The 21,075-nt window shown below is 53.7% G+C and carries 14 protein-coding genes; all 14 read left to right on the forward strand.

Going from position 1 to position 21,075, the window contains the following annotated elements; all coding sequences use genetic code 11:
• Positions 1–489 precede the first annotated feature (489 nt).
• The 14 genes from ACFOLF_RS28625 to ACFOLF_RS28690 all read left to right on the forward strand — a co-directional run bounded on the left by ACFOLF_RS28625 (position 490) and on the right by ACFOLF_RS28690 (position 21,055).
• A complete protein-coding gene (locus ACFOLF_RS28625) occupies positions 490–2,124 on the forward strand; it encodes an extracellular solute-binding protein (protein WP_210037383.1) in 1,635 nt (544 codons plus the stop codon).
• Positions 2,125–2,211: 87 nt separating this feature from the next.
• Positions 2,212–3,138 (forward strand): ABC transporter permease, encoded by a 927-nt coding sequence (locus tag ACFOLF_RS28630; protein WP_210037384.1) that lies wholly within the window; start codon positions 2,212–2,214, stop codon positions 3,136–3,138.
• Positions 3,132–4,082, forward strand: a complete 951-nt coding sequence (locus ACFOLF_RS28635; protein ID WP_210037385.1) for a carbohydrate ABC transporter permease — start codon at positions 3,132–3,134, stop codon at positions 4,080–4,082. Before ACFOLF_RS28630 ends, ACFOLF_RS28635 begins: the two co-directional genes overlap by 7 nt.
• 52 nt (positions 4,083–4,134) lie before the next feature.
• Complete coding sequence (locus ACFOLF_RS28640) at positions 4,135–4,980, forward strand: phytanoyl-CoA dioxygenase family protein (RefSeq protein WP_210037386.1); 846 nt, start codon at positions 4,135–4,137, stop codon at positions 4,978–4,980.
• A gap of 25 nt (positions 4,981–5,005) precedes the next feature.
• Entirely contained in the window at positions 5,006–6,229 is a 1,224-nt protein-coding gene (locus ACFOLF_RS28645; RefSeq protein ID WP_210037387.1) for an enolase C-terminal domain-like protein, read from the forward strand.
• Positions 6,230–6,430: 201 nt separating this feature from the next.
• Positions 6,431–8,059 (forward strand): response regulator transcription factor, encoded by a 1,629-nt coding sequence (locus tag ACFOLF_RS28650; RefSeq protein ID WP_210037388.1) that lies wholly within the window; start codon positions 6,431–6,433, stop codon positions 8,057–8,059.
• Positions 8,060–8,424: 365 nt separating this feature from the next.
• The gene (locus ACFOLF_RS28655) at positions 8,425–10,170 is read left to right on the forward strand and encodes a sensor histidine kinase (protein WP_210037389.1); all 1,746 of its coding nucleotides are present in this window, start codon (positions 8,425–8,427) and stop codon (positions 10,168–10,170) included.
• 99 nt (positions 10,171–10,269) lie between these two features.
• Complete coding sequence (locus tag ACFOLF_RS28660; RefSeq protein WP_210037390.1) at positions 10,270–12,012, forward strand: extracellular solute-binding protein; 1,743 nt, start codon at positions 10,270–10,272, stop codon at positions 12,010–12,012.
• A gap of 63 nt (positions 12,013–12,075) precedes the next feature.
• Entirely contained in the window at positions 12,076–12,975 is a 900-nt protein-coding gene (locus tag ACFOLF_RS28665; RefSeq protein WP_210037391.1) for an ABC transporter permease, read from the forward strand.
• Positions 12,976–12,996: 21 nt separating this feature from the next.
• Positions 12,997–13,881 (forward strand): carbohydrate ABC transporter permease, encoded by an 885-nt coding sequence (locus ACFOLF_RS28670; RefSeq protein ID WP_210037392.1) that lies wholly within the window; start codon positions 12,997–12,999, stop codon positions 13,879–13,881.
• A gap of 215 nt (positions 13,882–14,096) precedes the next feature.
• Positions 14,097–16,532 carry an alpha-L-rhamnosidase-related protein gene (locus tag ACFOLF_RS28675; RefSeq protein WP_210037393.1) on the forward strand — a complete coding sequence of 812 codons (2,436 nt, stop codon included), beginning with the start codon at positions 14,097–14,099 and terminating at the stop codon, positions 16,530–16,532.
• A complete protein-coding gene (locus tag ACFOLF_RS28680; RefSeq protein ID WP_210037394.1) occupies positions 16,529–18,154 on the forward strand; it encodes a beta-galactosidase in 1,626 nt (541 codons plus the stop codon). Before ACFOLF_RS28675 ends, ACFOLF_RS28680 begins: the two co-directional genes overlap by 4 nt.
• Before the next feature lie 18 nt (positions 18,155–18,172).
• Entirely contained in the window at positions 18,173–19,921 is a 1,749-nt protein-coding gene (locus ACFOLF_RS28685; RefSeq protein ID WP_210037395.1) for a glycoside hydrolase family 2 protein, read from the forward strand.
• 378 nt (positions 19,922–20,299) lie between these two features.
• Positions 20,300–21,055, forward strand: coding sequence for an IclR family transcriptional regulator (locus ACFOLF_RS28690; RefSeq protein ID WP_210037396.1), 756 nt, complete (start codon positions 20,300–20,302; stop codon positions 21,053–21,055).
• Positions 21,056–21,075: the final 20 nt, after the last annotated feature.

Here is a 21,075-nt window from a genome sequence, read left to right on the forward strand (position 1 = left end):
TTATAGTTTGATATATAATTTGTAAAGGTTGCCAGAACACAAGGTGATTAGACTGCGTAAATAGTTAGAAAATTGAGAAAATGATACGAAATGGAACATAAAGGGCGATATTGCCACGATTTTAAGCAAAAATGGACCCTAAACCATCATTTACAACGAGTTACTTGTAATGATATCATCCATACCAAGATCATAAATAACCGTCAAATAACATAACAACATGATTCAATCATACCAAGTCGCCTATCCGAAACATACGCCTCAGTCTTATCCTCACAGATAGCAGTCTTCAACCTTTTGTAAGCGTACCCATACTCAGATTTTCACAACCCCCGACAATGAAAGGGGCACTATTAACAGCAATTTTGTAAGCGCATTCTTAAAAACCGTTGAAAATTCCCAACCCGGGAGATTTCATAAATTAAACCGGTTTCGAACAACAGGGGGGCTGCCGCGTTTGTTAACCAAACCTATCGAAGGAGGACGAACATGAATCGGGAGATGACGGAAAAGAAACGATTGCAGAAGATTGGGTTGTTGGCTCTGGTAACGGTCATGCTGCTTGGTCTGATCGTTGGCTGCACACAGAATAATAATTCCGGACCGCCAGCCGGGGGGAATACGAATGGGGCTGCAGCTGAAGACAACGGCGATAACGGGGGCAGCAGCAGCGATACGGAACCGCTTAAATTCTCTTATTCAAGACCGACATGGGGGCCGGCCACCTATACCAAGGGCGGCGCTTATGAGAAGGAATTATTCAAGCAGGGCAATGTAGACATTGATGTTAGAATCATTCCCGTCGTGGACTACGATGCAACGATCAAGACGACCGCAGCAGGCGGCAATATGCCTGACGTCATCTGGGGCAAGGGGCCGGTCGATCCGTTCTGGAAGGATATGCAGGATCAGGGCGGCTTCCTGAAAATCAATGAATATCTGGATCAGTTCCCCGCCGTCAAGGATGCCGTGCCGGCAGGCATCTGGGATAAAATGGCGGATGACAAGGGCGATATTTATTTTATCCCGAATCTGATCTATCCGATTGTCCCGTTCTTTATTAACTATCGTGCGGATATATTCGAGGAGCTTGGAATAGCAGAACCGACCTCCGTTGCCGAGCTCGAGGCGGCACTGGAGAAAATCAAGGAGAGCGGCAAAGGGATTGTGCCCATGACGCATGGGAATACGATTCCATTCTGGGCAGCCAAGGATCTGGGCACATCATTCGGCACAACCTCCGGGTGGGCGCCTTCCAAAGAGGATCCTAACAAGATCGTCCCTCCGGAAATGCAGGAGGAGCATCTGGATTTCAAATTCTGGCTGCAGGATTTAAAGAAACGCGGTTTGTTCGATGAGGAAGCCGGCGTCAATCCTGATGCTTCCTTCGGGGAGACGAAATTTAAAGCCGGGCGTGCAGCAGTCATTCTCGGCGGAAATCTTCAATCGCTTTACATCGATCTGAAGAAGAATGAGCCTAATGCAGACATCAAGATCATGCCTCCTCTCACCGGACCGGATGGCCAGCAGGGCGGAACGCGCGTCGTGTTTCCGCAGGATAGAGGGTTCTACGTCAATGTGAAGGCGAAGGATAAGGCAGCGAAATTTTTTGAATTTCTGAATTGGTCCCTGACCACGGGGTCCGACTTCAGAAGATACGGCATTGAAGGCAAGACGTATACGGTAGATCCGGAAGGAAGAAAAGTGCCGATTCCCGATGAAGAGCGGGAAGCCGACTATAAAGCCGCCCAGATCGAACCGCTGAAGTTCCTCGACCCGATGAGCGAGAAGCTGGACTGGGAAGCGCAGGAGCTGAACTTCATCGGAGCAGGCATTCAGGATAAGTTCGAATATTTCAAGAGCATGTTCGAGAAATATGCGGCGACGCCTTATAACGACTTCAAGGATCCAACAGTAATGTCACCGACCAACGCGGAAATCGGCCCTCAGATCTGGGAGGACTATATGGCCAAGGTGGACGGGAGTATTTTGACCGATATGAATCTTACCAAGGAAGCGTACAAGGAAGCCCGCCAGAAATGGCTGGATGCGGGCCAGCAGAAAATTATCGATGAGTTCAATGAACTGCAAACGAATAAGTCGGAACCGAATTATGTAGATTAATGGGCCGGAACTTCTGGAATAGGCAGCAGCTGCGGGCCTGTTCCAGAACATTTCCGGCATGTCCGCAAGAAGGAAAGGAATGATTTCATGAGGGCGAAATCCGTCTATGCTCCTAATAGGCTGGGTACACGGATTTGGAAGTCGCGATTTATATACCTTCTGATTCTGCCGACCATTGTTTATTTTGCCATCTTTACTTACGCGCCCTTCTACGGCATTACGATTGCGTTCAAGGATTTTAAAATCATTGCGGGCATCATGGACAGCCCGTGGGTCGGCTTTAAACATTTTGAAGCGATGTTCACATCGGATAAATTTCCGGAGCTGCTCAAGAATACGGTCATTATCAGCTTGTACCGTCTTCTATTCGGCTTTCCTGTTCCGATCCTGTTCGCTTTGCTGCTGAATGAAGTGAGAAGCTTCTGGTTCAAGCGCTCCATCCAGACGATCACCTATTTCCCGCACTTTCTCTCTTGGGTTGTGTTCGCCGGGGTCATCTACAATTTCATCGGACCAAGCGGAATCATCAATCTCGTGCTGACGAATATGGGGCTGGAGAAGTTCAATTTCACCACCAATCCCGACGTGTTCCGCACGATTATAGTCATTACGGCCATTCTGAAAGAATTCGGATGGGGCGCGATCATTTATTTGGCGGCCCTGGCAGGCATCGACTCGCAGCAGTATGAAGCGGCCAAGATCGACGGCGCCGGCAAACTGAGGCAGATCTGGCATGTGACCCTGCCGGGAATCAGGCCGATCATCGCCCTGCTCTTCTGCCTGCAGCTGGCAGGCATACTGGATGCCGGTTTCGATCAGATCTTCATGTTCCTCAATCCTGCCCTGTACGACGTCGGAGATATCATTGATACGTATGTGTACCGGTTGGGCATTCTGCAGGCCCAATTCGAGCTTGCGACTGCAGTCGGTTTATTCAAAGGCATCATCGGCATGATCCTCATCATTACGGCCAATACGATCATTCGCAGGATGGGGGAGAAATCGCTATGGTAGATCAAACCGCCGAATCAGCGCAGCCCGTCAAGGAGCTGGACTTAAACGGGAGAAGCAGAAGCCTGGACGCGAATCCGTGGTGGGCGCAAGGTCTCATCTATCTCATCCTTATCGCATCGGGCCTGATAACCTTGATGCCGATGGTTAACGTGTGGGCGATTTCCTTCAGCGAAGCGCATGAAATCTACAAAAATCCGATGATGCTGTGGCCCAAATCATTCACGCTGGAATCGTACAAATATATTTTCAACACGGAGGTTCTGTTAAAGGCATTCAGCATCACGGTGTTCGTTACCGTGGTGGGGACCTTTCTGAATCTCGTGTTCACGGCAACCGGCGCGTACGGACTGTCGAAGACGCATATTCCGGGCCACCGGATACTGCTGTGGATCGTGATTATTCCGATGCTGTTCGGGGCGGGCCTGATCCCGATGTACATTTTGCTCAAAAATATCGGGCTGCTCAACAGCATCTGGGTGCTAATAATCCCGCAGTTGGTCGCTCCCTTCAACCTGATACTGATGCGCAACTTCTTCTGGAGCATCCCGGAAAGTCTGGAGGAATCCGCCCGGATCGACGGGGCCTCGGATCTGCGTGTATTATGGAGCATCATTCTGCCCCTGTCCAAGCCGGTCATAGCGACGGTAGGTCTGTTCTACGCGGTAGCGCACTGGAATGATTTCTTCTCGGGGCTGTTCTTTATCAGCGATAACAGCAAATGGCCGCTTCAGATGGTGCTGCGCTCGATCATTATCGATTTCAATATGCTGAATATGGGAGCACAGGATACAAGCACGCTGAATGATTCGAGCCGGCTGATCGTCCAGCCGGAGAATATCAAGGCTGCAACCATTATTTTCGCGATCGTTCCGATTCTGATCGTGTATCCCTTCCTGCAGAAGTACTTTGTCAAAGGCATCATGCTCGGTTCCGTCAAAGGTTAATCCATCATTCCCACATTTCAATCTCATCACATGAAAGAGAGGTTAGTGAATTATGACTGTAACCGCCTATCAAACGACAAAAGAGGAAATTCTGGCGCATTACAAGGAGAATGGCTTCGCCGTCATCCCGAATGCTTTGTCACAGGAGGAGCTTGACTACTTGAACGGGATGGTCGAGGCTTCGCTCAAGGAATCGCCTGAACTGTGGCATAAGCCGATGGAAGGCGCTGTCGGCACAGGCAGCTTTCTCGGGAAACATCCGCTGGAGATGGATAAGTTTATCCGCCACCCGAAGATTTTTCCATTGATTCAGGAGGTGCTGCTTGGCGAGGCCCGCTTCGCCCAATTCGACTTCCGGGATGTATCGGTTGATCGGGCAAGCAGCAGCGAGATGAAATTCCACCGCGATATCAGCTACTACGGCACGATGGGAGGGATGATCTATGATCCCGAAAATCCCTATATCAGCACGTTCACCTGCGTCATCTATTATTTGTCGGATGTCCATGAATGCTGCCCGGCCTTCTGCCTGGTCCCGAACAGCCATATGTACAGCTCTCTGGATGAAGCGAAGGAGAAGCAGGGAAGTGAATATCAGGAGGTTCCGATCCGGGGCAAAGCGGGAACTGCGGTGCTGTATAATATTACAACCTATCACACCCGTAAAGGGGGAAGGGACGACTGCACGCATGGCCGGCGGACGATGCATAATTATCATTCCCGCGCATCTAGCTACCCTCTGACGAACTGGGCGACGGTGCCGGAGGTGCTGGCGATGAGCGACGACCACGATACCCGCCTGTTCTACTCGCAGTGGACGCCCAATCAAATCAAGTTTGCGCGCGATACCTATACGCAGCCGGTTCCGCCTTATTATCCGGTAGATAAGCTCAAGTAGCGGTAACTTCGAGAGGATGGGTGAGATGACGAAGATCAAACGGATCCGGCTGATCCGGACGCGCCACGATGCAAGCTGGTCGATCGTGAAGGTCGAGACGGATCAGGATGGACTGTATGGAATCGGATCGGCGAATGATTATTTCAATCCGGGCGCCGTAGCTGCGGTTATCGAGGAGCTGCTGGCGCCGACGCTGATCGGCCGCGATGCCGGCGCGATCGAGGATATTTGGCAGTCCATGTACCAAAGCGGCTATTGGCGCAACGGTTCGGCACTTATGACTGCCATTGGCTCCATCGATATGGCGCTGTGGGATATTAAAGGCAAGGAAGCGGGCATGCCGGTGTACCGGCTGCTCGGCGGTCCATGCCGTCCGGCGGTTCCCTGTTACGCGCATGCAAGCGGAAGGGATATCTCCGAGCTGACGGAAAGCATCATCCGCTACAGGGAGGAGGGCTATTCGGTGGTCCGCTGCCAGCTCGGCAGCTATGGCGGGGGAGGCTTCATCCCCGCCGATCAGGCGAAGCGGCCGACGAATGCCTGGCCGACCAAGGTTATTTTCGATGAAGAGGCTTATCTGGAAGCGATTCCCAATATGTTTGAGCAGCTCCGCGGACATTTTGGTCCGGATGCCAAATTCACGCATGATGTGCATGAGCATCTCAGCCCTCAGGGGGCGGTCATGCTGTCCAAGCGGCTGGAGCCTTACCGCTTGTTCTTCCTGGAGGATGTGCTGCCGCCCGAGCAGATCGCCTGGTTCCGTTCGATCCGGCAGCAGAGCACGACGCCGCAGGCGATGGGGGAGCTGTTCACAAGCCCCCATGAATGGATACCGCTTATCCAGGAGCGGCTGATCGATTATATCCGGGTCCGCGTGTCCAAGGGCGGCGGCATATCGGCCTGCCGCAAGCTCGCGGCTTTCGCGGAAGCGCACGGCGTCCGCACGGCCTGGCAGGAAGGCGGGGATAATGATCCGGTGAACCAGGCGGCGGCCATGCATCTGGATATGGCGGTCTGGAACTTCGGCATCCAGGAAGATAATGCGTTCAGAGCGGAGGAGCTTGATGCGTTTCCCGGCCATGCGGTGCTTAAGGGTGGCCACCTCTACGCCAATGAACGGCCTGGGCTGGGCGTCGATATCGATGAAGAGAAGGCGGCGAAGCTCGTAAATCCCGAGCTGCAAACCCGCATGTACCATAAGCCATACCCGATAGACCGCAAGGCGGACGGCACCATTGTCAGGCCTTAATCGCAATCAGCTGCCCAAACGTAAATAACCGTTAACCGTACAGAGCGCTTGGAGTTCCCTTAATAAAGGAGCTTCTGGCGCTCTTTTTTCCTGCCCATCCAACCTATTCCAGCTCTGCCGATCCCCTAACATCTGTAATTGACGACCCAATATCCATATGAGAGAATGAGGTGCTTAAATCAGAAAAAGGAATGGTGAACCATGTACCGCTTGCTAATTACAGATGATGAGCCGATTATCGCGGACGGATTATTCGAGATGTTCGGCGAGCACACGGAAACCGTCGAGCTTGAATTGTACCGTGCTTACTCGGGCGAAGAAGCGCTACAGCGGCTTAACAATACCCAGATCGATATTCTGCTGACGGATATTCATATGCCGGAAATTTCCGGTCTTGAGGTGCTGAAGCATGCCAAAGCGACCTGGCCGCACTGCAAGGTCATTATGCTCACGGGCTATAATGAATTCAAATATATTCAAGAGGCCGTTCGCGGAGGAAGCATCGATTATGTGCTCAAGACCGAAGGCGATGCCAAGATCCTGCAGGCGGTGCAGCGGGCCTGCCGGGAGCTGGACGAGGAATGGAAGCTGAATGATCTGATTCTCAAGGCAAAAGGGAGCATGAGCGTCGCCCTCCCCATGCTCAGGAAGGTGTATCTGACCGGACTGCTGGAAGGCGCGCGGACCGCAGCCGATGTGACCCCACGCAATCTGGAGCAGCTGGAGATTCCCCTGTTGACAGATCGTCCCGTTCTTCTTGTGACCGGCAAGGTTGACAAGTGGCAGCCAGAGCTTTCCTTATCCGACAAGGAGCTGCTGCTGTTTGCGATCAACAATATTGCCGAGGAATATCTGGCGCCGAAATTTCTTATTGTGCAGGTGAAGTACGAAAGCGATCAATGGGTCTGGCTGCTGCAATCCAGGGAACCGCAGGACGCTGACGCACTGCGCCGTGTGATCCGCGGGATTCTGGAAATGACGCAAAAACAGAGCTATCAGCTGCTGAAAGTAAGCGCTTCCTTTTTGATCGGGGAGCGGGAGACCCAGTGGGATCAGCTGACCGGGGTTTATTTTCGCATGAAATGGCAAATCAATTACGGCATCGGCATGGGCCGGGAGATGATGCTCTCCGAGTACAGCGAGCCGCTTCATAGCGATGGGGTTCCGGGCAAAAATCAATTTTACGCCCCTGCGCTCAAGCAGCTGGAGGCTTATCTTGAGAGCGGCCAGCAGGAGAAATTCCGCGAAGCGATGGTGGCTTTTCTGACCGGGCTGACAGAGAATACGGACGGGAATACATACACGATGCAGGAGATTTTTCTCGCGCTTTCCTCCACCTTCATGACATGCATCAACCGCTCCGGCTTGAGTCGGGATATTGGCAGGCAGATCGATCTGGGCCGCTGCGTGGAGTACAAATCCTTTCCGGACTGGAAGAGCGTGGCCGATTATTTTCTTCAGCTGGCTGCGCATTATTTTGAGCTGCGCAATCAATCCGAATTCTCACCGTACCGCGATGTGGTGCAGACGATTGAGGATTATGTGCATCGGCATATCGCCGAGGACTTGTCGCTGACCCGTATGGCGGAGATTGTTTATTTGAACCCCTATTACCTGTCCCGGCTGTACAAGAAGCTGACCGGCGTTTCCCTGACCGATTACGTGATTCATGTGAGAATCGAGCGGGCCAAGGAACTGCTCAGAGGAACCAACCGCAAGGTGCATGATATTGCCCTGGCCGTCGGCTTTGAATCCTCCGCCTATTTCACCCGTTTCTTCAAGCGGCTGACCCGGATGACGCCCATCGAATACCGGGAGAAATCTGTCTGAGAGGCATTAAAAAAGCCCGGTGAAAAGGACATGCTGCGCATACGGAAACGTCTTCCGATACTCGCAAGTGCTACAAGCATGTCTATCGCTTGTCACTTGTCGAGATCGCTGTTGTACCCCTGAATTTTTGAATTTGAATACCTTTGGTGCAAAGCGATCCACAATAAACAACGTGAATCGCTTTGTCACCTTTTATCGGTTAAATTCGGGGTACAAAGGTCGTAAGTGGATGCTTACGAAGCAGCTTTCTAGCGAAAGCTTTCAGCTTACGCTTCTCCAGACTATTTCCGCCTGCTCCGCCTGTTATTCACCGGACTTCTAAAAGCCGCTTTTTGAAAGCTATTTTGATTATGTGGAGGGGCCGTATGTTACTTGTCAAACGCCGATTCAAGCTGACCATCTATCCGAAGATCGTCTTCGTCTTCCTGCTGGTCATCGTCCCGCTTTGCACGCTCAGCTTGTTTATTAACCAGAAGGGAAAGGAGAGCGTGCGCGAGGAGCTGTCGAAACAGATGGAAGCCAGCGTTCAGAAATTCATGGACTCGTTCAGCACGGAGATCGACCGGATGAGCAAGCATCAGCGTGAGTTTATTGATGACAAGGATTTGCAAAGCATCAGCTTCGGCGGGTCCGTGCTGGACAGCTACGAGATGACCCAGCGTATTCTGAAAATCCAGGAAAAGCTGTCGATGATCCAGATATCCAGCGCCCTGATCAGTAAAGTAAGCGCCTATATTCCAACCATTAACCGGGTGATTTCCTCGCAAAATATAATAGCCGATCTGCCGGCGGACGAATACGGCATGGTGGTGAAGGCTTCCGCTACAGGGGGAGCGGCTATTGTGGAATGGCAGAGCCGTCTGTTTATTGTCTTATCCTATCCCTATTACGGCTTCTATGACAAAGAACCGTCCTACGCGCTCAGCATCGAGCTGAACGTCGATACGATCAGGCATGAGCTGTCGCAGTTCTCCACCTACGGGAACGGGGGAGCGATTCTCTGGAACCGCAACCAGAACTGGTCGCTGGCCAGCGGCACGGACGATACGCTGAATAAAGCGATCCAGGCCTCCTATGAACCTCCGGAAAGCAAGCTGGGCGTCTATCCCTACCATTACGACAATGACCGCTATCTGATTTCCTACCGGACCGGAGCGGAGAAGGATCTGTCGCTTGCCGTCTATGTGCCGGAGGAAGAGGTGCTGGGCAAGCTGTCCGCTTACGGCAGCTGGTTCTGGATGCTTTCCATTATTTCGATCGTTGTTATTTTCATATTCTCGGCCTGGATTTATCGGGTGATTCACCGTCCGATGAGCCATCTCGTCCATTCCCTGCGCAAGGTGGAGAAAGGGGTCCTGGAGAAAATGCCGGTCACCCGGAGAGGCGACGAATTCTCCTATCTCTATACGCAGTTCAATTCCATGGTCGATCAGCTCAAGGTGCTGATTCATGTGGTCTACGAACAGAAGATCCGCTCGCAGAGCTCGGAGCTCAAGCAGCTCCAGTCCCAGATTAACCCCCATTTCCTGTACAACACGTATTTTACGCTTTACCGGCTTGCCAAGATGCATGATATCGACAAGGTGATCCTGTTCTGCGAGCATTTGGGCGAGTATTTTCAATATATTACCCGCGGAGCGGCTGAGCAGGTTCCGATGACAATGGAGCTCGGGCATGCCAAGTCCTATACGGACATTCAGGGCATCCGGTTCTCCAGCCGCATCGAGGTGGAATTCGACCCGCTGCCGGAGGACGTGGCTGACCTGCCGGTGCCGCGGCTGTTCCTGCAGCCGGTTCTGGAGAATGCGTACAACCATGGGCTCGAGCATGTTGTTCGCAACGGAAAGATCGCGGTATCCTTCAAGGCGGATGAGGCAAGCTTTATCATTCGCGTTGAGGACAGCGGCAGGGCGCCGGATGATGCCGGCATGGAGGAGCTCCGGCGCAAGCTTCGCGTCCGTGACGATCAGATGGAAACGACGGGACTGATTAATGTGCACCGCCGCATTCAGCTTGTCTTCGGCCAGGAGAGCGGCATTACCCTGGAGCGAAGCGCTCTCGGGGGACTGAAGGTAACGATATTGATAATGCGCGGCCCCAAGAAGTCATAAGAAGTCAACATATGTGCAATTGTGAATCTGTCCGTTTGCCGCTGTATTCCGCATAATGGGAGATGTAGAACAATACAGGATCCGACAGGGGGATTAACATTGAAAAGCGCAAAGAGGTTCAAGGGAACGCTTGCAGTCCTGCTCGCTTGTATGATGGTATTGGTAGCGGCTTGCTCGAACAACGGCACAAACAATCAAGAGGGAGCAGCTGCCCCGCCAAGCGGGGAAGAGAATACCGGCAACGCCGCAGCGACTCCTCCGGCAGATCCCATGGCCAAATACGACCCGCCCATTGAATTGACAACGGTTGCATTCCAGATGGAGAACCCGGTCTATCCCCAAGGGGACGATATTGACCACAATGTATGGAGAAGGGAATATGAGGCCCAGCTCGGCATTAAAGTGAAGAACCTGTGGGTGGCCAGCAGTTCTCCCGAGGTCAGAGACCAGAAGATGAGCGTGGCGATTGCCTCGGGCAATCTGCCGGACATCATGGACGTGTCGGCGCGCGAGCTGCAGATGATGATCGACGCCGATATGGTCGAGGATCTGACCGACGTATTCGATCAATATGCTTCGGATGCCGTGAAGGCCAACCTGAATTCCAATAACGGCATTATGATGCAGGCAGCCTCCAGCAATGGCAAATTGATGGCCATTCCCAATACGACCTCGGGCGGAGGCACCGATGGAGCGCAGCTGGTGTGGGTCAGGACGGATTGGCTGGAGAAGTTGAATCTTGATCCGCCGAAAACGATGGAGGATGTCATCAACATCGCGCGCGCTTTTACGAATGACGACCCCGACGGCAACAACAAGAAGGACACGTTCGGACTTGCCATCGGCAAGAATGTATATGACGGATTTGCAGGCGTAGAAGGCTTCTTCGCCGGCTATCATGCTTACCCGTACAGCACGGATGTGACGATGTGGCAGAAGGATGAAGCGACGGGCCAGCTGGTCTACAGCAGCATCCAGCCGCAGGTCAAGGAAGGGCTGATCGCCCTGAACAGCATGTTCAAGGAAGGCTTGATTGATCCGGAATTCGCCGTCAAGGACGGTACGAAGGTTGCGGAATCCGAAACCTCTGGCAAGATTGGCCTGCATTTCGGTCAATTCTGGAACGCTTCCTGGCCGCTCAACGATCTGAAGCAGCGCGACAAGAATGCCGAATGGATGCCGTATCCGCTTGTATCGGTTGACGACCAGCCGGCCAAGGCGTATATTCCACAGCCGGTACCGGCCCATTTCTACGTCGTCAAGAAAGGCACGGAGCATAAAGAAGCGATCGTCAAGATGCTGAATTTCTACTACGAGAAGATTTACGGCGAAAATGCCGAATCCTCCAAATATCATACGATTACGGAAGGCGACAAGAAAATTCCGGTATTCGGCGGCGCAGTGATCCAGACGTTCACGATGGATACCAACATCAACGCGCATGAGCTGGTGACCGAGGCTTTGAAAACAGGCGACACCTCCAAGCTGAACGAAGAATTCAAAGGCTACTATGACCAGATGAAGGAAGCCACGGCAGGCACGAATTTTACGGGCTGGTATTTGAACCCGATCTTCGGCGAGAACGGCGCGTATGCCATACTCAAAACCTACAACGAGAACGACCGGGTCGTATCCAATGCCTTTTACGGGACGCCTACGCCAACGATGGTCGAGAAGGGTTCCTTCCTTAAACAGCAGGAATTCGAAACCTTCATTAAAATCATCATGGGAGCCGCCTCTCCGGATGCGTTCGATAAATTCGTCGCGGACTGGAAGCAGCTTGGCGGGGATCAAATCACCAAAGAAGTCAATGAGTGGTATGCAGCAAGCAATGCCAAATAAGATCAGGCTGCTCGAAGGGGAGGGTCATCCCTCTCCTTATTGCTTTGGACAGGAGGACCGAATATGAAAATTCCGCAGTGGAAAAAGGAGCTGCCGCTTCATCTCATGGTTTGGCCGGCTCTCGCACTAGTGCTCGTATACAGCTACGGCCCCATGCTGGGCATCATTATCGCTTTCCAGAAATATTATCCGACGCTCGGCTTCCTGAAATCGGAGTGGGTCGGTTGGGACAACTTCGAGTACCTGTTCCATTTGCCCAATATCTGGAGCGTTGTGGGCAATACCCTGTATATTTCCGCGATGAAAATCATTGCCGGACAGGTCGTTCCGATTGCGGCGGCGCTTGCGCTCAACGAAATCCGCGTACGCAAGTTCAAGCGTTCCGTGCAGACGCTCGTTTATTTGCCCCACTTCCTGTCCTGGGTCATTCTGGGCGGAATCATGATTGATCTGCTGTCCCCGTCAACAGGGATCATCAATCAGGTCATGGGGATGTTCGGTCTTAAGCCGGTCTTCTTCCTGGCCGACAACAACTGGTTTCCGTTCGTGCTTGTGATCTCGGATGTCTGGAAGGAATTTGGCTTCAGCACCATCGTCTACCTGGCTGCCTTGACCGGCATTAATCCCGCTCTCTATGAAGCGGCTGTCATGGACGGCGCCAACCGGAGAAGACAAACCTGGCATATTACGCTGCCGGGAATGATGCCTGTCGTCATTCTGCTCGCTACGTTGAGCATGGGCAATGTGCTCAATGCCGGCTTCGATCAGGTATTCAATCTGTACAGCACGGTCGTATACGAATCCGGAGATATTATCGATACCTTCGTTTACCGGCTGGGGCTGCTGGATTATCAATACAGCGTCGCGACAGCCGTGGGACTGTTTAAATCCATTGTTTCCCTTATTTTCATAGCGGGGTCTTACTTTCTCGCTTTCCGGTTCGCCAACTATCGTATTTTCTAGCAGCAAAGGGAGGGGTGCGACTTGGTTGAGAACAAGACGCTCAGTCAAAGAATTTTTACAATCGGCAACTATACCGCACTAAGCCTGCTGGCGCTGCTTTGCATATTTCCGCTGGTCCATATTCTGGCCATCTCATTCAGCTCCAGCAGTGCGGCCACGGCGGGCCAGGTCGGCCTGTGGCCGGTCGATTTTACGGTCAAATCCTATTCGTTCGTCGTCAATGAGCCGGCTTTCCTCAAATCTTTTGTTGTAACGCTGAAGCGGGTGGCGCTGGGCGTATCCTTGAATATGCTGCTGGGCGTACTGGTCGCCTATGCCCTGTCCAAGGAGGTCCGGGAATTCCGCTTCCGCACCGTCTATGTATGGACCTTCGTCATTACGATGCTGTTCAATGGCGGACTTATTCCAACGTACGTGATTGTGCAGAAGACGGGTCTGATCGACTCGATCTGGGCCTTGGTTATCCCGAGCGCAGTCAATGTGTTCAACATTATTCTCATTCTGAATTTCTTCCGCGGACTGCCGAAGGAGCTGCTGGAGGCTTCCTTCATCGATGGAGCGGGCCACTGGAAAACGCTGCTCAAGGTCGTCATTCCCGTATCGATGCCGGTGCTGGCTACCGTGACGCTGTTCTCCGTTGTTTTTCAGTGGAACGAGTGGTTTACGGGGCTGATTTATATGAATTCCCCGGATAATTATCCGCTGCAAAGCTATTTGCAGACCGTTATCGTGACCAAGGATTTCAGCCGTCTGACAGTCACTGATCTCACCCTGCTGGGCCAGGTGTCGAACCGGACGGTCAAAGCGGCGCAAATCTTCCTCGGAACGCTGCCGATACTTCTGGTTTACCCGTTTCTGCAGCGGTTTTTCATCAGCGGCATTGTGATGGGAAGCGTGAAGGAGTAGCGCAGCCTGCCGGACAAGAGGACTCGAAGCAAGCGGGTTGCCTGGAGCGTGGTGCTGCCTGGCAGCCCCTTTTGCTTTGAAATAGGGCAAGACCGGCAAGTTGGATGGCACCGTGATACTTTAAAAGCGACAGCTAAAGTCCGGTGATTAACGGGCTGAGCAGGCGGGAGCCAGATTATTTCACTCGCATTATACAAGGGAGATGATGGATAAGAATGGAAGAAAACCGCAAATGGCAGGCCAAATGGATCTGGCCGCAGGCTTCCTCTCAGGAGAATGCCGCCGGGAGTAATGAACCGCAGATTGCCTGTTTTCGCCGCAGCTTTCATGTTTCCGATAAGAATAATGCCCGATTGACCGTGAGTGTTTCGGCCGACAGCCGCTATCGCTTATGGCTGAACGGAGAAGCGGTTTCAAGCGGGCCGTGCAAGGGCGACATGAATATTCATTATTATGAAGTCGTTGATGTGACAGATAAACTGCTGGACGGCCGGAACGTATGGGCCGCTCAGGTGATTCATTATAGGGGGCATTCCGGCCCGGCATCCGTATGGCGGTCGGATATGGGCAGTTTTCTGCTGGATGGCTGCCTTGAGAATAATGTTGGGAATCGGCTTGAAGACATCAGTACGGATGGACGCTGGCAGGCGCTGCGTCTGGAAGCGGGTGCTTTCGCTTTTGAGAAGGAGACGTTCACGCTGTTTATCGGCGGAGGGGAACGCGTCGACGGAGCCAAGCTGCCGATTGGCTTCGAGAACAAGGATTTCCCGGACGGACATTGGCCCGCAGCCGTTGTGGTCAGCGATGTGCTGGACCCCATGTACGGACAGCTGACCCGCTGGCAGCTGACGGAGCGGACGATTCCGCCCATGCGGGAAACCGTAAGGGCATTCACCCGGATTATGCAGGGCAAATGCGGGGAACGAAGCTGGGTTGAGGGGGAATCGCCCGAGAGCCTGGCGGGTTTGGTGCTGCTGGCAGGCGGACGGCTCACGGTGGAGCTGGATACTTCGCGGATGACGAGCGGATTTCCGCGTGTGGCCTTTTATGGCGGGAAGGGGGCAAGGGCTTCCATTTTGTATGCCGAGTGCTACGAGCTTCCGCCGGGCGCGGACGGTTCAAGGCGCAAGGGTATCCGGGATCAAATGGAAGGAAAAGCTCTCTACGGCTTCGAGGATCACTATACGCTGGCTGGAAGCGGCAACGAGCCGCTGTCCTCCGCCGAAGTGGCCGAGGTGTATGAGCCGCTTCACCGGCGCGGTTTCCGCTTCATCCGTCTGACCCTTCAGGCTGCGGATGAACCGGTTGTTTTGGCGGGAGTCGATTATCGTCAGAGCGGCTATCCGCTGCAGGAGCTTGCCGGCTTCGACAGCTCCGATGCCACGCTTCGTCCCCTGTGGGAGATCAGCCTGAATACGCTGCGGGGCTGCATGCACGAAACCTACGAGGATACGCCTTATTATGAGCAGATGCAGTATGAGCTTGACAGCCGTCTTCAGGCTTTGTTCACGTATTCCGTCAGTGGGGATGACCGTCTGGCGCGCAAAACGATCCGTGACTTTCACAGCTCACTGCTTCCCGGCGGCATGCTGCAGAGCCGGTATCCTTCTGTTTCGAGGCAGGTTATCCCGGGATTCGCTTTGTTTTGGCTGATGATGGTTTATGACCATTACAGCCACTTCGGAGATCCTGCGCTGGTGAAGCGGTACCGTCCGGGTATGGATGCCGTTCTTGGCTGGTTCGAGGACCGCCGAGACGAGAGCGGGCTTGTCGGACAGATTCCGGAGGGCTACTGGTCGTTCGTCGATTGGACGATGGAGTGGAAGGATAATGCCGGTGCGCCGCAGGCTGGAAGGTCGGGTCCCATGACGGTATACAGCCTGATGTATGCGGATGCGCTTGTCAAAGCGGCGGAGCTGAATGAATGGACCGGGAGAAAGGATACCGGAGCGGAATACCGCGTCCGGGCGGAAACCATCCGTGAAGCGGTCCGCCTGCACTGCTGGTCAGGGGAGCGGAAGCTTTTCCGCGACGGCCCTTCCGTTGAAGCCTACAGCCAGCATGCCCAGCTATGGGCGGTTCTCTCAGGTACGGTCGAAGGGGCGGAGGCCCGGGAATTAATGGAGCGCATGCTTGACCGTAATGCGGCAGCAATGGCGAAGGTATCCAGCGCCATGTCCTACTACTTGTTCCGCACTCTTGCCAAGACGGGTCTGTACGAGAAGACTTTTGAGCTGTGGGATACCTGGCGGGAGCAGGTGGATCTGCATTTGACGGCCTGGGTGGAAGATCCCGTGTCGGAGCGCAGCGATTGTCACGCATGGGGGGCTCTGCCCTTATATGAATTCCCAGCGGAAATTCTGGGCGTCAAGCCGCTGAAGCCGGGTTTTGCGGCAATCGAGATTTCACCTGTTGTGGGACCTCTGCGCTGGGCAAAAGGAAGCGCCTCGACTCCCCATGGGCTTGTGGAGGTGGAGTGGAGACTCGAAGCGGATCAGTTTACTATCCGGATCAACGCGCCAGCGGGCATCCCTGCAACGATCCGCATGCCTGGCGGCGAGATCCGGCATGTGGAAGATGCACGATCGCTGGAATTGGCGTGCACATATAAACGAGCAGACCTTGACAGAAATGGAGCGGACGAACAATGAATGTGGGAATTGCTTACTATCCGGAGCATCATGGCAGGGAGCAGTGGGCGGTCGATTACCGCAAGCTGGTTGATGCCGGGATCACATCGATCCGGATCGCGGAATTTGCCTGGTCCAGCCTGGAGCCGCAGGACGGGCAGTATGACTGGAAATGGCTGGACGACGCTATCGATTTGGCCGCCGAATCCGGCATCGGGGTAGTGCTCTGCACGCCGACGGCTTGTCCGCCGATCTGGCTGGCAGAGAAGCATCCGGAGATTCTGCCTGTCCACAAGGATGGCCGGACAGTAGGCTTCGGCGCACGCCAGCACCGCTCATATTTTTCGGATCAATATGTGAAATATTCGCTGCGCATCGTGGATTTGATGGCGCAGCGTTACGGCAGTCATCCGAACGTCGTCGCCTGGCAGCTTGATAATGAATTTGGCGGCGAAACCAAGTACGATTACGGAGCATGCGCGAAGCAGGCTTTTCATGCATATTTGGCCGAAAAGTATGGAACGATCGAAGCTCTGAACGACAGCTGGGGGACGGCTTTCTGGTCTCAGCATTATCACAGCTTCGGCCAGATTCCGCTGCCGGGGCCTGTAAGCTCCGATGTGATGATGTGGCATCATCCCAGTCTGGAGCTGGAGTTTGCCCGGTTCTCTTCGGACGGCATGGTTCAATTCGCGCGGATGCAGGCCCGGGCCTTAAGGCCGTATATCGGCGGGCGACCGATTACGACCAATGCCTTTATGTTCAGCTGGGGCGATAACGTCAATTGGGCGGAGATGTTTGCCGAGCTTGATGTGGCAGGCATCGATATCTATAGCAGCAAGCCGTATGAAATTGCCTTTTACTGCGATGCGAGCAGAGGCGTGCTCGCCAAGCCGTTCTGGATCATGGAGTTTGGAGCAAGCTCGCCGGAGCTGGAAGCGAAGCTTTCGCTCGTTCAGGGGAGGGGCTGCGAGAGCTTCTTCCTGTTCAAGATGAAGCCGTTTCCATGGGGACAAGAGCAGTCCAGGGGCGGTCCCGAGCTGCTGACGATAACCGGGGAGCCGGGCCCGAATTATGAGGCGGTGCAGCAGTATATCAAGCAGTATGGCGCAGACACAGAGCTGAGTGTGGCAAGCGGTGCAGCCCCGGCGAGGATAGGACTGTATTATCATTTTGACAGCTCCTGGTGCTACCAGCTTTCGGTCGGAGACCGGCTGAATTACACGGATTATACGGTCAATACCGTGTACAAGACGTTATATGAGGCTCACACCGGACTGATCGATATTTTCTATTCAGCCGGTCAAATCGGTCAGCATGAGCTGATCGCCGTGTCGCTTCATACGATTTATGACCCGCAGCTGGAGCAGCGCCTGATTGCCTATGTACACGCGGGCGGCAAGCTGATTGTGACAGCCGATCTGTTCCGGAAGGATGACAGGAATGTCTATTTGACAGAGATCCCGAGACTGTTCAGGGAGCTGCTCGATTGGCATGAGAACAACTTTGTCACCGATGGCATCCCGGAGCGGCGGGCTGTATATTTGACACACAAGAGCGGACAAGGGCAGACCTGGCTGCTGGCCAGAGATGCATCGCAGGAAGAGTGGCTGGAAGTAATAGAGACAGCACTGGAAGCTTAATATACAGGAGGAACAGACATGCAGCGCACAGCTATTGAACTGCCCGAGTGGCAGTTTCAGATTGACCAGAATGATAGAGGCGAGAGACAGGAATGGTTCCAGCAAGCCTATGACAAGTCAGGCTGGATGTCCGTTCAGGCTCCCGGGCCATGGGATTTCTATCAGGAAGCCTTCTGGGGTTATGAGGGAGTCGGCTGGTATGCGGCAGAAATATCGGGGGAGCTGGCAGAGCCCCATTCCCTGCAGTGGATTGTTTTTAACAGCGTCAGCGGTCACGCGCGCGTCTGGTTGAACGGCATCTATCTGGGCGAGCATCTCGGACCTTATTTGCCCTTCGAATTTGTTGTTTCACCTTATCTGCGGACGGACGGCAGCAATCAGATTGTCATCAAAGTGGACAATGTCCATCGCGAGGAATGGCTTCCCGGCGGCCGGGTTGTGGAATGGATTCAGTACGGCGGGATTCTGCAGAAGGTTGCTCTGGAGACAACATCTACGGTTTATGTGGCATCTCTTGGTATCCGCACCTCTCTTACGGAGACCGGAGCCGCTCTTGTGCACTGCAATGCGGAAGTGATGAACGGTTCAAATGATGCGTTCGAGGGTGAACTGACCATTCAGATTAAGGGTGCTGGACTTGACTCCAATCAGCCTGTACATGTCAACTGCCTTCCCAATAAAGCGGTCATCGTATCATGGGAATGCGGGCTGGCAGATCCACAGCTATGGGAGCTTCACAGCCCGCATCTGTACAGCCTGCAGGCGATGCTGTCGGCGGACGGAACTTCCTTGGATGAATTGGAGGCACGCTTTGGCATCCGAACGGTTGAAACGGCGGGAAACACCATTCTGCTTAACGGCAAGCCGCTGATCATCAAAGGCGTCAACCGCTATAACGAGTATGCCGGCTATGGCCCAAGCGTCCCGGAGGAGCTGATCCGCGAGGACTTGCTGAAAATCAAGGCCATGGGCGCGAATCTGGTGCGCGTCCATTATCCGCAGGCCCCTGTTCATCTGGACATTATGGATGAGATCGGTCTGCTGTATATGGCGGAAATCCCGCTGAACTGGTGGCTGTCCGAATGGGATGACCGCCCGTATATTCCAGAGGTTATCGACAAAGCGCAGGCCGCTCTGGATGAGATGGTCAAGCGCGACGGCAATCATCCTTGTATTATTGCCTGGAGCATGTGCAACGAGTCCGGCACGAACAGGGAGGTCGGCATCGCGGCGATGCGGAGGCTGATCCGCAGGACGAGGGAGCTGGATGCAACACGGCTGGTGACGTTTGCGACGACGGGCTCGGGCGGGCATCATGCCTTCGAGGAAGCCGATCTGGTCTGTGTTAATTTGTATTACGGCGTGTTCTTCCACCGCAGGCTTGCTTTTGATATTTCTGAATTCGACGAGGTTGTGAGAATCCCGACCGAGGAGCATTTGCGGGAAACGGCCAGCCAGTATCCGGATAAGCCCGTGTTGATGTCGGAATTCGGCACGCATGGCATTCTGGGACTGCGGGGTAATGAGCGTTTCTCCGAAACGTACCAGGCCGCTTATCTGGAGAGCGTGTGGCGGGCCATCGGGAACGCCGGAATTCAGGGCGGGATCGTATGGAGCTGGGCGGATTATTATCACCGAAGGGATTTCTACGATTCGGATGGCGGCCTGAAATGGAGCGCTCCATATGGCCCCTTTGGCGTAGTCACGATTGACCGCAAGGAGAAGGAAGGGTACCGGACCTTATCGCGATTATTTCATGAGGAATAGATGCGGCGGATTGATGAAAGATTGAATTACCTTAAAGACGTAGAATTCAATTTGAAAGGCGTATAATTTTAGTTTGATATATGAAGCTGGAAGCTGCCGGAGCTTGCAAGAGTGAGGCGGCTTTTTCTATGTTTGGGAACTATGCTCCTAAGAGGGATGGCTGGCTCGTGCAGGCGGAGATAACCGAACGATAGAAGGATGAGAGCGGGTAGTTCGGCTTCGATTAATGTGTCGGTTGTCGGCGTTTTTAGGCACCATCCTGCTTTTTAGACAAATAATTGACTTGAAGATTGGCCTGAATCGCGATATATTAAGGAAAGGAGTTTATTATATAGAAATTGGTTTATTATAATAAACCTACAGGTGAGAGGCGATCAGGTGACAGAGGAACGAAAGTATTGGGTGCCCGCTCTGGAGAAGGCGGACCGCGTATTGTCCGTCGTATCGCTTGAGCCGGGGAAATACAAGCTGATTGACCTGTCCAGGCAGCTCGCCATCAACAAAAGCTCCATGTTCTCGCTGCTGCACACGCTGGAGACGTTGAATTGGGTGAAGAAGGGGGCCGACGATACCTATTCGCTCGGCGAAGCCATCGCGGTGCTGGGGTCCTCCTTGGTCAAGCAGTTCGACCTGAATGACCGGTTTCAGAGCGAGGCTGCGGGAGCGAGGGACCGGCTGCAGGAGACGATTCAGTTAGCCCGGCGAATTGAGGATCACATCCTGTATTTGGGCAAGGTAGAGGCGCTTACGCCGGTGCGGCTGCAATCCGAGCCCGGCATGCGTCTGCCCGCTCATACGACGGCTTTGGGCAAAGTCATGCTCGCCCAGCTGCCCGAAGCGGAATGGAAACGGCTGTATCCCGAGAGAGCGCTTACCATGCAGACGCCGAATACCATCGGAGACCGCGAGAAGCTGTTCCAGCAGCTCAGGCAGATTCGCCAGCAGGGTTTTGCGCTTGATGATCAGGAATCTGTTGTAGGGTTTCGCTGTGTGGCAGCCCCGATCTATAACATTGTCGGCGATACGATTGCCAGCGTCAGCTGCTCCATGCCGCTTCATCAGTGGGAGCAAAAGGCGGCAGACACCAAGCGGGAGATCGTGGATTTGGCGAAGCGGCTCTCGGGCCTGAATTAGCAGGGCACGGGACTTGCTCC

It is taken from the genome of Paenibacillus sepulcri (genome assembly GCF_042647105.1).
Lineage (GTDB): Bacteria > Bacillota > Bacilli > Paenibacillales > Paenibacillaceae > Paenibacillus_Z > Paenibacillus_Z sepulcri.